Genomic DNA, 13,889 nt, shown 5'->3' on the forward strand with positions numbered 1-13,889 from the left:
ACGTTTTCGTGGAGGTCATGTCATGGCTGGCTTTGCCAGTGGGGGACACACAAAGGAATAATTAATGGCTCAAGACGCGGGCTCTTTTAAACCGGAAAGCGGCAGCTCACCGAAGGATGGCGCTGCGGCGGCCGATGACGCTGTTGTGGCGCCGGCCAGCGAAGACATGACCATGCGCGAACAAGTGCTGGATATCATTGAATCCATCCTTGCCGACAGTGATGCCCGGAGCGAAGGAGCGAGGAAAAACCTTCGCGCGTTGATTGAGGCACGTCCCGACGACCCGGAGCGTGCGTTGCTGGAGCACTTGCTCGAGACCCGCAAGCCGCCGGGTTCAACGGCCAAGGTCCCGGTTCAGCGTGAAGTTGCCAGCCTGCACTTGGAGTCCTCGGACACAGCCCGGACAGTATCGGTCCCTGTTAGCCATGAGGTCCGCGAAGGCATCCAGTCGATCCTGGCGGACAAGCTCTTGCTGACAGCTTTCCAGCCCGTCCATGCACTGCCTGGAGGCGAGGTGGTGGGCGTAGAGGCGCTGACCAGGTTCGTTGGCGAGGATGGAGCCGGAGCCGATGTGTGGTTCAACGAGGCCGCAGCAGCCGGATTGGGCACGGAACTCGAAATTGCCGCACTGCACTGCGCCCTGACGGCAGCGCACGACGTCCCGGACAACATGTCCGTGGCGCTAAACCTCACCCCCGCAACGTCCAATGACCCCCGAGTGCGGAATCTTCTTGCTGCAGCAGCACTGGCTCCGGACAGGATCATTGTTGAACTGACGGGCAGCCTGGAATCCGTGGAAGGGCAAACCGGCGACGACGGCCTGGGGCCACTGCGAACCCTGGGCCTGCGGCTCGCCATCAGTGCGTCCGGTGCAGCTTTGGTTTCCATGGAACGGATTGAACAGCTGCGCCCCGACATCATCAAGCTGGACCGTCATTTGATTGAGGGAATAGAAAGCAGCGACGGTCAGAAAATCCGGGCCAGGGCCATCGTGGAACTGGCGCGGGAGATCGGCGCGGACATCATTGCAGAAGGCATCGAAACTGCAGCCGAGCTTGATGAAGTCACCGCGCTGAAGGTCACAGCAGCGCAAGGTTACCTCCTGGGCCGTCCCTCCGTTCACCCGTTGGATTGGTCCGCATGGAGCATACGCGCGCAGACGGAAGCCCAGCCCGCAGGGTAAGCAACTGCCGGGCGTTTGGGTGTCTCGCGTAAAGTAGCATGCGGGGGTTTTTCGGTCCCAAGAAAATTGGGGATTGCTGAGGCAAGGACCCACCTAGCCAGGAAGTTCTTCGTTGATGGACAGTTTTTTCAGTAAGCTCGCGGAAATCCGCGGTAAAACAATCCCAGCGAGGTTGGCGGCACGCATAAACTCCCCGCGGGGCCTGCTGTGGGGCTTCGTGGTGATTCACCTGGTGTTCCTGGTCTTCGGGGCCGTGCTCTCGTTGCGCGGCGAAGCCTTCAGCGACACCTTTATCTACCGTGAATGGGCGCTTGCCGGATTCGACGACGCAAACCTCACCGGGGGACCCAGCCCGTGGGTCTATCCCATCCTGGCGCTGATTCCCATGGGCCTGGCAGCTGTAGCCGGTCCTGGCCCTTTCTTCTTCCTTTGGGTCCTGCTCACCACGCTGCTGAACGGATGGGCGGTGCTCAAACTCACCGACCGCGGCCGCCGGCAGGAAGCAATGCCGGCTGCCTGGTGGTGGCTGGTATTCGTCTTCCTCATGGGGTGGTTGGGCTTCGCCCGCGTTGACGGACTAACTGCCCCCATAGTCCTCGTGGCCCTTGTTTACGGTGTCACCCGGCCCTTCGTCGCGTCGGTCCTTCTGAGCGTCGCCACCTGGGTGAAGGTGTGGCCCGCCGCCGTGATGCTGGCCCTGTTCGCAGTGGTCAGGAAACGCCTGCACGTTGTGGCGGCAGGAATTGCGACGACGGCGGTTGTGGTTGGGCTGGCAGCGGCAGTTGGTGCCGTTCCCAAGCTGCTGAACTTCCTGACACAACAGGGAGATCGCGGCATGCAGCTCGAAGCGACCTTCACCACCCCATGGCTGTGGTTGTCGGTCCTCGGCGTCGGGGATTCCCGCATGTATATGAACACTGACATCAACTCCATGCAGGTGGACGGACCCGGCACTGCGTTCATGTCCGTGCTGATGCAGCCCCTCCTCCTGCTGGCAGCGGCCGCCGTCGCGGGTTTGACCTTCTGGGCCCTGCACCAAGGCAAGCTCAACGGCGGAGTGGACCGGACAGAACTCCTGCTTTCAGGAGCCCTCACGCTGGTGACCGCGTTCATCGTTTTCAACAAGGTGGGTTCACCGCAGTTCATGGTGTGGCTTGCACCGGCTGTAGCTGTAGGGCTGGCGCACAACTGGAAAGAGTGGCGCGTTCCGGCCACCATGCTGATAGTGATCGCCGTTGCCACCTACTTCATCTACCCGCTCTTCTACGATGCTTTGAGTCACAACAATCCTTGGATGGCCCTGGTCCTGAGCATCCGCAACGTCCTGCTGGTGGTCCTCTTCTTCTGGTCGGCGCGTCGCCTGTATTCACTGGGCCGTAAGCCCTCCGTGGTCAGTGCACCAGCGGGCAAGGAGCACTAAGATTTCCGCGACGTTCTTCGACCAGCTGGTCCGTATCCGCAGCCGTGTCCTTCCTCCCGCAGTTGTAGCGTGGTTCGCCCGCCCCTCCAGCGTGTGGTGGGGATTCGCCGTGGTGCATTTCTACTTCCTGTGCTGGATGGCTTCTTTCTTCCTCAGCGGCAACACCTTCAGCGACACTGAGCAATACCGCCAGTGGGCGATGGATGGCTACAACCCGGAGAACCTCAACGGGAAGATCAGCCCCTGGGTTTACCCCGTGCTGGCCCAGATTCCCATTTTCCTGGCGGGGATTGCCGGTCCGGACCTCTACTTGCTGATGTGGACCCTGCTGATCACGGCCCTCAACGCGTTGGGTCTCTGGTACCTGACGCGTGGCCCACGGCGGGTCACCGGGATCGCGCCCGCATGGTGGTGGCTGTTCTTCACAATGTTCATGGGATACCTCAGCTTTGCCCGCGTTGAAGGCATCACCACCTCCATTGTTTTGATTGCCTTGATTTGCGCTGCCCAAAGGCCGGTTGTTGCCTCCGTCCTGTTGAGCATCGCAACGTGGATCAAAGTGTGGCCTGCAGCGGTGCTGGTACCCATCATCATCGCTTCCCGCAACCGGCTGCAGATGATCGCTGCCGGGGTGGGCGTCACCGCCGTCGTAGGGTTAGGAACCTACCTCGCTGGTGGCTTCAGCCACATCCTGGACTTCCTGATCAACCAGGGCGAGCGCGGCATGCAGCTGGAAGCCACTTTCTCCACGCCCTGGGTGTGGCTGAGCGTCTTCAACATCGCCGGATCCAAAATGGCCGACAATACAGCCATCAACTCCACAGAGGTCTACGGGCCCGGTGCCGAGGTTGCGGCGTTCCTGATGCAGCCGCTGCTGATAGTTGCCGCGATTGCGGCCGCCATCCTCCTGATCCGTGCACTCAATCGTGGAGCGGAGCGCGAGGAACTGTTCCTCGAGGGTGCCTTGATGATGACCACGGCGTTCATCGTGTTCAACAAGGTGGGCTCGCCGCAGTTCATCATCTGGCTGGCCCCTGTGATCATTGCCGGCCTGACGCACGACTGGAACCGGTGGAAAGTGCCGGCTGCCTTGCTGATGGGCATTGCCATGACAACGTTCGTGATTTATCCGCTGTTCTACACCCCGCTCATCCACGCCCACCCGATCATGGCCGCTGTGCTGACCACCCGGAATGTCTTGCTGGTGGTGCTGCTGTGGTGGTCGGTGCAGAGGACGGTTGAATTGGGGCGGCGCGTGAACCGGGATGGCGCTCCGGTGGTCCCGAAAGCGCTTTAGCGGATAGTCGGAGGGCGGTGGAGCAGGCGACGGTCAGTCTGCCCCACCCAGCGCGACAGTTTGCCTTGGACCAGAAGCCTGCGGGTGTGGATGTCCAGGAACACCAGGTAGAACGCGAACAGAAGCGCGATGGCGAAGGCCAACGAGGACAGGTCCACGGAGACCTCCACGAAGGACCAGACTGACAACTGGTCCTGCGCACCGAACACCACAAAGAATGTCACGCCGACGTAGAGGCACCGCATCTGCCAGTCGTCCCTGATCCCCGTCACGGCCAGGAAGGGGACGAACCAGAGAATGTACCAAGGCTGAATGATGGGGGAGAGCAGCACGATGGCTGCGAAGGCAAGGGCCATGCGCCGCACCACGCGGGAGTGGTCTCCGCGGAACATCAGAACGAGGACCAGGGCGACTGCACCCCACTTCATGGCCGCTCGCAGGACGTCGGCCATCGCATTGCCCGGCAGCCCCAGGGCGTTGCCGAGGAACTCGATTTGCTGGCCGAGGAATCCCGACGGCGAGTAGCCGGTGAACCCGGGAGTGGGGTCCGTGATGGCCCACGCCCAGCCCAGACCCAGGCCGTAAGGGATGCCGCTGATCACCAGAACAGCGAAACTGATGCTCGCGGTCGCGGCCCAGATTCCGAACTTGCGCGGCCAGGACGCTCCGGCACCAGCCCACATCAGCCCGATGAAGGGAAGCAACAAAACGGTGGCCGGTTTGATTCCGATGGAAAGCGTGACCAACAGGATCCCCAATAACGGCCGCTTGGTGGCTGCGAAGTAGGTTCCCGCTACCGCGAAGCCCACCATGATGGCGTCGTTGTGGGCGCTGGCGACGAAGCTGATGAGGAAGAGTGGATTAGCCACCGCAATCCAGAGCGCCCGGGCACCATTAATCCCGTGAAGCTCCGCGAGTTTGGGGACGTACACAACGCACAACAGCACCCCGCCGGCGGCCAGAAGCCGGAACAGCAGGACTGAGACGTCCGGCTGGGCGCCCGTAATGGCCACCACGGCGTGGGCCATCCACAAGAAGTAGGGCCCGTACGGAGTGCGGGCTTCCGCCCAGGCCGGGTCCGCACCCAAGGCGAACCAGTTGTTCAAAGCCGAGATGCCGACGTCGTAAGGGTCTTGGCCCTCCATCATCAGGCGGCCCTGGCCTATATACGCATAGACGTCACGGGAATAGACGGGCACAGCGAACAGCAACGGAAGGGACCATGCTCCGATCGCTGCAACGATCGGTTTGAGGGAGTTCCCCTCCCAACTGCCCATCCGTTGTCCCAACCTCAGCCAGGACCGAACCAGTACCATGGCGCCCACGGTAAGGAGGACGGCGGAGATCGTTACTCCCCAGCCCTCAGTGCGCAGGGCAATGACTATGGGGTGGCGGATCATCGGGGATCCGTTGGCGATCCATCCGATGCCAATGGACCCTGCAAACATGAACAGTGAACCGAGGAACCCCTGCAAAATGGCGGGGTACGCTACGGGCTTTGTTGCAGGAGCTGCCGGCTTTGGGGCCTTCGTCGTAGTGGATGAAGGCTGGTTGGTGGCTGCTGAAGTGCCGGGATGAGGACTGGGGGTACTACCTGCCGTCATGACTGGTCGGTTCCCCCACTCACGGTATGGCGCTCCTAAGAAATGCAACGCGGATTGATGCCGAAGGGCTTGTACTTGCGGCAAGTGAAATTTTAGCGTTCATCCAGCCAACACCACTACAGGCGCGGCAAAGGGTGACGGACTCCATAGCTGCAACACGGAGTGGTCGAGTGTTTCATGCCTGGTCTCAGTCGATACGCGGGTCCGGCCCTACGTATGCCCCGGGAGGCATGCTTGCCCCAAAGACAGGGCCTGGCTCGGGTCGCTTTGGGTGCCGTCCATCGTCAACGTTTCGTTGCGTCAGGCGCCGCACCACCCATGGGAAGAGATGTTCCCGAGCCCAGATGATGTCGCCCGCCCGCGCCTCACGCCAGCTGCGCTCGGGTAGGGGCTTGGGTGCTAAAGGTTCCAGGGTATGCGGAACATTGAGGATATCGAGCACCATGATGGCGATGGTGTGCTGGCCCAGCGGCGAGAAATGCAACCGGTCCGCGTTCCACATTCGAGGGTCCGTGAGCTGGCGTAGCGCCCAGAGATCTGCGATCAGGGCATCATGGCGGGCGGCAACTACCCGCATGTTCTCGTTGTAGATGGCCACTTTGCCGCGAGTATGGCCCAGCACTGGGGTCGCACCCCAGTCCGGGCCGGTAAAGAGCACAATCGTGGCGCCGGTCGAGGCCAGTCTTTCCACACCCGCGTCCAGTTCAAGGGCAAGTTTGTCCGGATCGCTCCTGTGGAACAGCAAGTCATTGCCGCCTGCGTTAAGAGTGATCAGATCAGGTTGGAGCTCGATGGCCGGACCCACCTGCTCTTCGAGAATCTCGTGAAGCAGCCTCCCGCTGATGGCCAGGTTCGCATAGGCGAAATTGTCGTGACCGGTGGCCAATTCTTCCGCGATCCGGTCCGCCCAGCCGCGGAGGCCGCCGGGGCTCCGCGGTTCTGGATCGCCTAAACCTTCGGTGAACGAGTCGCCCAAAGCCACATAACGGCACCACGGGTGCAGGCCGGCCCCGAAGCTACCGGAACCACCCTGCGCAAAGCCGTTGGCGCCGGGAGCGTTCATGCCTCCATAGTGCGCCGAATTGTGGATTTTTTGTACAGCTACTGCCCTGTGGAGGCTATTTGCTTCTGCCAGAGGGACTAGCGCGTGAAATGAGTCACTTTGTAGAATCTCAATGCTAAGATACATTAAATCAAGAAAGTGAGTACTCGCGCACTTCGATGGTTCCCGGACGGCAGGCCCCTGCTTCGACTTTGAAGCCCTCACAACTTTAAGGATGTCCGATGGAGACGATGAGCGAACCCAAAATACAGGATGAGATCAAACCGAACTGGTGGGTGCTCTGCCTTGCATTTGCCGCTGTAGTGCTCGATGGATACGACACGGTCGCACTCGGGGTGTCCATTCCGTCGATATCAAAGGAATGGGGAGTTGAGCCCGCCCATTTCACCCCGGCCCTCGCATTTACGAGCGCGGGGGTGGCTCTCGGTTACATGGCGGTAGGACGCTTAGTAGCAAAAATGGGCACAAGGAATGTCATCTTTTCCGCCGTTGTGCTCTTCACCGTTGGTTCACTGCTGACGGCGTGGTCAGGTTCAATAGTGGAGCTGACCATTCTTCGCTTCGTGACCGGGCTGGGGTTAGGGGCCGTGCTGCCTGCGGCTGTCTCACATGCGACCGCCGTCAATCCGTCGCGTTATCGCCAATCGATTGCGGTGGTCGTGATGACCGGTATTTCATTCGGGGCACTTATCGCTGGGCTCGGCGGGGGTGTGATCACTAATGCGCTCGGGTGGGAATGGGTTTTCATTCTCGGAGCCATCGCCTCAGGCGTGCTCCTGCCGTTCCTGTGGATCGGCCTATCGGGTAAACAGGCGTCGATCACCCCCATGGATACTTCAGTGGCCAAGCACCACGCCTCGGTTTCCCGCCTTTTCGATGGACCTGTACGGAGCAGAACCGTTTTACTTTGGTCTTTCTCATTCCTTATCTTCGCCGTTTACTACGTGTTCTCCTCGTGGCTGCCTACCCTGCTTACGAGCTACGGCTTTGGTCTTGGTCTGGCGCCCTTGGGATCGGCGGCGTTGGGCGTAGGAAGCATTGTTGGCGCCTGTGTGCTGATTCTGGGATCACGTCGACGCCGGATGACCACAGTCCTGGCCTGGACTTCAGCAGCAGCGGTTGTGTTCCTCGTCATCTCGGCATTCCTTGGTCCGGACAAGGCGCTGTTACTGATCGTCTTCGGTGGCGTTGGTCTTGGGCTCCAAGCCGGCATGATTGGCCAGGCCGCTGTGGCAGTGACTCTCTACCCTCAAGCAACTGTGACCTCGGGGGTGGGATGGGCAGCTTCATTGGGGCGACTCGGATCGGTGGTGGGCCCGATATTCGGCGGAATTCTCATCGGCCTTGGCGTAGATACCGGCACCATTGTCCTTTCTGTGTGTATACCTGTGATTGTGGCTCTGGTTTTGGTGGTGATCCTAGGACGGATTACAGCCGAAAGGACTGCAGCTCCCGAACCGTCGCAGCTCGACAAGCAACCGCTCGCTGCCCCGCCTAAGGGCTAGTACACCGTGGGTTGCCAGCCCGCTTTTGTTGTCACCCCCATCGCCTACCATGGCAACACCGGCGAAGGAGAAACATATATGGGTGCAATGGATGAGCTCATCAATTCCAGTGTGGTCACCGAACTGCGCTCCATACTGATGAGCGCCGAGCCCGGCCTTGAACTGACAACATTGGAGCGGTCGCCTGACTTGTTTGGCGGACAGCGCCTCCGGCAGCGTGTTGATATCGTCAGGGACGCGCTCCTTGAGGACTTGCCGGCGGGCTACCTCGCTGTTGAGAAGGTCATGCTCGATGCTCTCGACGACCCCCGGTTTACCGGATGGATGGTCTGGCCGGCAACCGAAGTCGTGACCGGGAGGGCCCTGCAATCGGCGTCGCTCGCGGACTTTGATGCCGCTCTTGCAGTCCTGTCCCGCCTAACCAGCAGGCTAACGGGAGAGTTCGCCATCCGTGACCTTATAGCTGCCCGCCCGGAACGAGCTATCGCGACCATGCAAACCTGGACGAATCACGAAGACGAAAACGTCCGCCGGCTCGCTACCGAGGGCTCTCGCGCTTACTTGCCGTGGGCCAAAAGAGTTCCTTGGCTGGTGGCCAATCCAGCCGCAACGCAGGGGATCCTGGATGCCACCTATCAAGATCCTGCCGATTACGTTCGACGTTCTGCGGCGAACCATCTCAATGATCTGAGCCGCATCGATCCACAGTTGGTGATAGCTACTGCCCGCCGTTGGTCAGGAAAACCTGATGACGCCACTCCCAAGGTGATTCGCCATGGACTCAGGACCCTGGTCAAGCAAGGCAATCCCGAAGCACTGGGCCTCCTGGGTTATTCGGGTGGCCAACTCGTGGTGATGGAGCCTCGAATCCTCCACACTTCAGTGGCATGGGACGGAACTGTGGAATTTTCAGTCGAGGTGGTGAATGAAGGCACCCAGCCCGCTAAAGCAGCCATTGACTATGCCATCGGTTTCCAGCGGGCCAACGGCACGGTAAGCGCTAAAACTTTCAAGCTCACGTCCCGCCAAATTAAGCCCGGCGAGACCGTCACTGTCAGAAAAACTCATTCCTTCCGCCCAATAACAACCCGGTCCTACTACCCAGGGCAGCACTACGTAGTAGTCCAGGCAAACGGCGTCGCGTCGGTGCCGGCGAATTTCGTCCTGAACAAGAGGGAGCCCAGCTAAAGGCAATCACCACCAGGTCCCGTGATGTGCATCAGACCCCCATCAGCCGCTGCATCTGCTCACCCGCGTCACTCCCGGGCGCCGGCGTGTAGACCACGATGTGAAGGTCGGGCCGGTCAGAGGGTGACACTTGGTGGTGCTCCATATGCAGGACGCCAACGGCGGGGTGGTGGAACTGCCGCTCACGGGATTCGAAGCCGAGGATGTCGTACCGGTCCCAGCTTTCCTGGAATTCAGGGCTCGCCTCCTTGAGCCGCTGCACCTGGTACTCCACATCCGGGTCGCCCAGGCGTTGCCCCGTTTCGGCCCTGAACTCAGCCAAAAAGCGCTTGCTGGTGACATCCCAGTCGGGGAGCAGGTCGCGGATGAAGGGATCGGTGAAGACCAGCCACAAAAGGTTCCGGTCGGCGGCGTCGAACGTGCTGATGTTTGGGTACAGCGCCTCATAGGCGCGGTTCCAACCTGCGATGCCCCAGTCCGGAGACAAAGCGTAGGAGGGGTTGGGGTCCAAGGCGTCCAATAACCGCTGAACGTGAGCGGGCGCATCGGCCGCCACGGGTCCTTTGGGGAGCGCCGACGAGTACCCGCCCAAAGAGAGCACGTAACTCAGCCCGGTGTCCGAAAGATGCAGCGTGCGGGCCACGGCTTCCAGGACTTGGCGCGATGGGCTGATGTCACGGCCCTGCTCCAGCCAGGTGTACCAAGTAACACTGACCCCTGAGAGGAACGCGATCTCTTCCCGGCGGAGGCCGCGCTCGCGGGATCGCCCCACAGGCGGCAACCCGTAGTCCGATCGGAGGGCCTGGTTTCGGCGGGTCCTTAGGAAGAGCCCCAGTTCCTTGCGTCTCTCGTCTTTCACGCACTCAACACTATTACTCTGGTACTTTCACTACTAGTAGCAGCACCGTCTTCCGCCAGCCGTAGAACAACAGCAGGATGGTAATCATGCCTGCACTTCGCTCCAGAACAGTTACCCACGGCCGCAACATGGCCGGAGCCCGCGCACTGCTGCGTGCCTCCGGTGTTGCCAACACTGACATCGGCAAGCCGATCATTGCGGTGGCCAACTCCTTCACCGAATTCGTCCCCGGCCACACCCACCTGGCCCCCGTGGGCAGGATCGTCTCCGACGCGATCCTCGCTGCAGGCGCTGTACCGCGCGAATTCAACACCATCGCCGTGGACGACGGCATCGCCATGGGCCACTCCGGCATGCTCTACTCGCTGCCATCCCGCGACCTGATCGCCGACTCCGTCGAATACATGGTCAACGCACACTGCGCCGACGCCCTGGTCTGCATCTCCAACTGCGACAAGATCACCCCGGGCATGCTCATGGCCGCGCTGCGCTTGAACATCCCGGTGGTGTTCGTCTCCGGCGGTCCCATGGAGGCCGGCCGCGTGACCCTGACCGACGGCTCCGTGCGCTCCCTGGACCTGGTGAACGCGATTGCCGACGCTGTGGATGAATCCATCTCCGATGAAGACATCAACCTCATCGAAGAGAACGCCTGCCCCACGTGTGGTTCCTGCTCGGGCATGTTTACTGCCAACTCCATGAACTGCCTCGCCGAGGCCATCGGCCTGGCCTTGCCGGGCAACGGCTCCGTGCTCGCGACCCACACCGCACGCAAGGCGCTGTACGAGAAGGCCGGCGCCACCGTCGTCGAGCTCGTTAAGCGCTATTACGACGGCGACGACGACTCCGTTCTGCCGCGCTCCATCGCAACTGCCGAGGCTTTTGACAACGCCATGGCCCTGGACATTTCCATGGGCGGCTCCACCAACACGATCCTGCACCTGCTGGCCGCGGCCCAGGAGGCGGGCGTGGACTATGGCTTGGAAGAGATGGACGCCAAGTCCCGCCTGGTGCCCTGCTTGGCCAAGGTGGCTCCGAACGTCGCCGGGGACAAGACCTATTATATGGAAGACGTGCACCGCGCCGGAGGCATCCCCGCCTTGCTGGGTGAGCTGAACCGCGGCGGCCTCTTGCATAAGAACGTTCACTCCGTGCACTCCAACGACCTGGATGGCTGGCTGGACGACTGGGACATCCGCGGCGGCAAGGCCACTGAGGAGGCGCAGGCACTATGGCACGCGGCTCCCGGCGGCGTTCGTTCTTCCACAGCTTTCTCGCAGTCGAACCAGTGGACCTCCCTGGATACCGACGCTGAGGGCGGCTGCATCCGATCCGTGGAGCACGCGTTCTCCAAGGACGGCGGCTTGGCTGTGCTGCGCGGCAATGTTGCAGTGGACGGCGCTGTGGTGAAGACCGCGGGCGTTGACGAGTCAATCTGGATCTTCGAAGGTCCGGCAGTAGTGTGCGAGTCGCAGGACGAGGCCGTGGAAAAGATCCTGAACAAGAGCATCAAGGAAGGCGACGTGGTGGTCATCCGCTACGAAGGCCCCAGGGGTGGCCCGGGAATGCAGGAAATGCTCTACCCCACCTCATTCCTCAAGGGCCGCGGCCTGGGCAAGAAGTGCGCCCTCATTACGGACGGTCGCTTCTCCGGCGGTACCTCGGGCCTGTCGATCGGGCACATCTCGCCGGAGGCTGCCTCCGGCGGCGCCATCGCCCTGGTGGAGAACGGCGACATTATCAGCATCGATATCACCGAGCGCTCCCTCCAGTTGCAGGTTTCGGACGAGATCCTTGCCGAACGACGCGAAAAACTCGAGGCCAACGGCGGCTACAAGCCGAAGGACCGCGAACGCCACGTGTCTCCCGCGCTCCGTGCTTACGCAGCCATGGCCCTGTCAGCAGACAAGGGCGCTGTTCGCGACGTCTCGCTGGTGGAAAACCTCTAGGCTTCGTTTGGCGCTGAATCACGCAGGCTGGACTCGCCCTCCGCGTACGTGTCCAGCAGTCTCCGTGCGTGCTCACCGTCCGCGCCTTCTTCCGCCAGTGCCGAACGCATGCCCTCCAGCTTCTCCGCTCCGGCAGGGAAGGGTGGCAGTAGCGGGATGCTCGGATCTGTCAGGACTTCGATGACGGCCGGGCGATCCACGGAAAGCGCGTAGTCCCAAGCGTCGCCGAGCTTGGCGGGGTCCTCCACCCGGATTCCCGCCAGGCCCAGCAGTTCCGCATAGGCCGCGTAGGGGAAGTCGGGGATTTCCTGGCTGGCGGGAAACCTCGGCTCTGCCTCGGTTTCACGCTGCTCCCAGGAGACCTCGGCGAGGTCGCGGTTGTTGAAGACGCAGACCACAAACCGAGGATCCGCCCAGTCGCGCCAGCGGTGCGCCACGGTGATCAATTCGGCGACACCGAGCATTTGCATGCCACCATCCCCCGCCAGCGCTACAAGGGGACGTTCCGGGTGGGCTAGTTTCGCCGCTAATCCATAAGGGATGGCACACCCCATGCTGGCGAGCGTGCCGCTCAGATGGGCAGGGACTCCGGGCGGAAGGATCAGTTGGCGGGCGTACCAATAAACGCAACTGCCGACGTCGATACTCAGCTGAGCGTTGTCGGGGAGCCTGCCGTTGAGCTCGCGGATCACAAGTTCCGGGTTCACCGGCTCCGCGGGTATGTTGGCGCGTTCCTCTGAGAGCTGGCGCCATGCGCGGACCTGCTCTTCGACGTCGGTACGCCATGCTGTTCGTGATGGCTGTTGTTTGCCGTCGAGGCGTTTAGTCAGCACGCTCAGCGTCTCCGCCGCGTCTCCTACCAGGCCCACCTCGACGGGGTAGCGGTTGGCGATCTTGCGCCCGTCGATGTCAATTTGCACAGCTTTGGCGGTGCCGGGCTTGGGGTAAAACTCCGTCCAGGGGTCGTTGGATCCGATGATGAGCAGGGTGTCACAGTTTTCGAGGAGAAACGCACTGGCGGTGGTGCCAAGGTGGCCCATGGTGCCCACGGCGTACGGGAGTGTCTCGTCAACGTAAGGCTTGCCGAGCAAACTGGTGGTGATGCCGGCGTCGAGCTTTTCTGCAAGCGCCACAACTTCTTTTTGGGCTTCCTTGGCACCCTGCCCAACGAATATCGCGATCCGCTCACCCTTGGAAAGGATGTCCGCGGCGGTCTCAAGTTCTTCGTCCCGGGGCATAACGCGTGCCGGATGCCAGACCGGAGCAGTGACCACGATTCCGTGTTCGTGCTCAAGCTCGGGCGCTTGTGCGGTCTGGATGTCGTGCGGGACGATCACCACGCACGGCGATCTCGTTTCCAGGGCAGTGCGGAATGCGCGATCGATCAGCATGGGGACCTGCTCGGGTGAGCTGGCCAGCTGGGCGAACTGGGCTGCGACGTCTTTGAAGAGCGTCAGCAGATCAATTTCCTGCATATAGGCAGAGCCCAAAACCGTGGTGCTCTGCTGCCCGATGATCGCCACCACCGGGACGCTGTCCATCTTGGCGTCGTAGAGACCGTTCAAAAGATGGACGGCGCCGGGACCTTGCGTGGAGGTCACGACGCCGACGCCGCCCGTGTACTTGCCATGCCCTACGGCCATGAAAGCCGCCGCTTCTTCGTGTCTCGCCTGGACAAATTCGATCTTGCCCTGGGATCGGCGGAGTGCGCCCATGAAGCCGTTGATGCCGTCGCCGCTGTATCCGAAAACCCTGTCCGCGCCCCATGCTTGGAGGCGTTCCACCATGAGGTCCGAAACTGTTCGTTGAGTCATGCTTGGC

10 protein-coding genes are annotated in these 13,889 nt (G+C 61.5%); 6 read left to right on the forward strand and 4 right to left on the reverse strand.

Going from position 1 to position 13,889, the window contains the following annotated elements; all coding sequences use genetic code 11:
* The first annotated feature begins 64 nt into the window (after positions 1 to 64).
* The 3 genes from ACNAOT_RS01825 to ACNAOT_RS01835 all read left to right on the forward strand — a co-directional run bounded on the left by ACNAOT_RS01825 (position 65) and on the right by ACNAOT_RS01835 (position 3,900).
* Positions 65 to 1,183: an EAL domain-containing protein gene (locus ACNAOT_RS01825; protein WP_420179801.1), complete on the forward strand. Its 1,119-nt coding sequence runs from the start codon at positions 65 to 67 to the stop codon at positions 1,181 to 1,183.
* A 115-nt stretch (positions 1,184 to 1,298) separates the two neighbouring features.
* A complete protein-coding gene (locus ACNAOT_RS01830; RefSeq protein WP_420179802.1) occupies positions 1,299 to 2,603 on the forward strand; it encodes a glycosyltransferase 87 family protein in 1,305 nt (434 codons plus the stop codon).
* A gap of 34 nt (positions 2,604 to 2,637) precedes the next feature.
* On the forward strand, positions 2,638 to 3,900 hold the full coding sequence (locus tag ACNAOT_RS01835; protein ID WP_420181103.1) for a glycosyltransferase 87 family protein: 1,263 nt from the start codon (positions 2,638 to 2,640) through the stop codon (positions 3,898 to 3,900).
* On the opposite strand, the gene mptB is transcribed toward ACNAOT_RS01835, so the two are convergent.
* Positions 3,897 to 5,375, reverse strand: a complete 1,479-nt coding sequence (gene mptB, locus ACNAOT_RS01840) for a polyprenol phosphomannose-dependent alpha 1,6 mannosyltransferase MptB (RefSeq protein WP_420179803.1) — start codon at positions 5,373 to 5,375, stop codon at positions 3,897 to 3,899. The two genes, ACNAOT_RS01835 and mptB, sit on opposite strands and share 4 nt — an antisense overlap.
* A 316-nt stretch (positions 5,376 to 5,691) precedes the next feature.
* A complete protein-coding gene (locus tag ACNAOT_RS01845) occupies positions 5,692 to 6,567 on the reverse strand; it encodes an SGNH/GDSL hydrolase family protein (protein ID WP_420179804.1) in 876 nt (291 codons plus the stop codon).
* Positions 6,568 to 6,788: 221 nt separating this feature from the next.
* Between ACNAOT_RS01845 and ACNAOT_RS01850 the strand changes: the two genes are divergently transcribed.
* Both ACNAOT_RS01850 and ACNAOT_RS01855 read left to right on the forward strand, forming a co-directional pair.
* Entirely contained in the window at positions 6,789 to 8,072 is a 1,284-nt protein-coding gene (locus tag ACNAOT_RS01850; RefSeq protein ID WP_420179805.1) for an MFS transporter, read from the forward strand.
* A gap of 78 nt (positions 8,073 to 8,150) precedes the next feature.
* A complete protein-coding gene (locus ACNAOT_RS01855) occupies positions 8,151 to 9,260 on the forward strand; it encodes a DNA alkylation repair protein (protein WP_420179806.1) in 1,110 nt (369 codons plus the stop codon).
* A gap of 31 nt (positions 9,261 to 9,291) precedes the next feature.
* Here ACNAOT_RS01855 and ACNAOT_RS01860 read toward each other — a convergent pair whose 3' ends face one another.
* Positions 9,292 to 10,119, reverse strand: a complete 828-nt coding sequence (locus tag ACNAOT_RS01860; protein WP_420179807.1) for a helix-turn-helix transcriptional regulator — start codon at positions 10,117 to 10,119, stop codon at positions 9,292 to 9,294.
* Positions 10,120 to 10,205: 86 nt separating this feature from the next.
* Here ACNAOT_RS01860 and ilvD point away from each other — a divergent pair, with 86 nt between their 5' ends.
* Entirely contained in the window at positions 10,206 to 12,068 is a 1,863-nt protein-coding gene (gene ilvD / locus ACNAOT_RS01865) for a dihydroxy-acid dehydratase (RefSeq protein WP_420179808.1), read from the forward strand.
* Here ilvD and ACNAOT_RS01870 read toward each other — a convergent pair.
* On the reverse strand, positions 12,065 to 13,882 hold the full coding sequence (locus tag ACNAOT_RS01870; RefSeq protein WP_420179809.1) for a thiamine pyrophosphate-requiring protein: 1,818 nt from the start codon (positions 13,880 to 13,882) through the stop codon (positions 12,065 to 12,067). The genes ilvD and ACNAOT_RS01870 overlap by 4 nt on opposite strands.
* Positions 13,883 to 13,889 lie beyond the last annotated feature (7 nt).

Source organism: Paenarthrobacter sp. TA1.8 (assembly GCF_048595705.1).
GTDB lineage: Bacteria > Actinomycetota > Actinomycetes > Actinomycetales > Micrococcaceae > Arthrobacter > Arthrobacter nitroguajacolicus.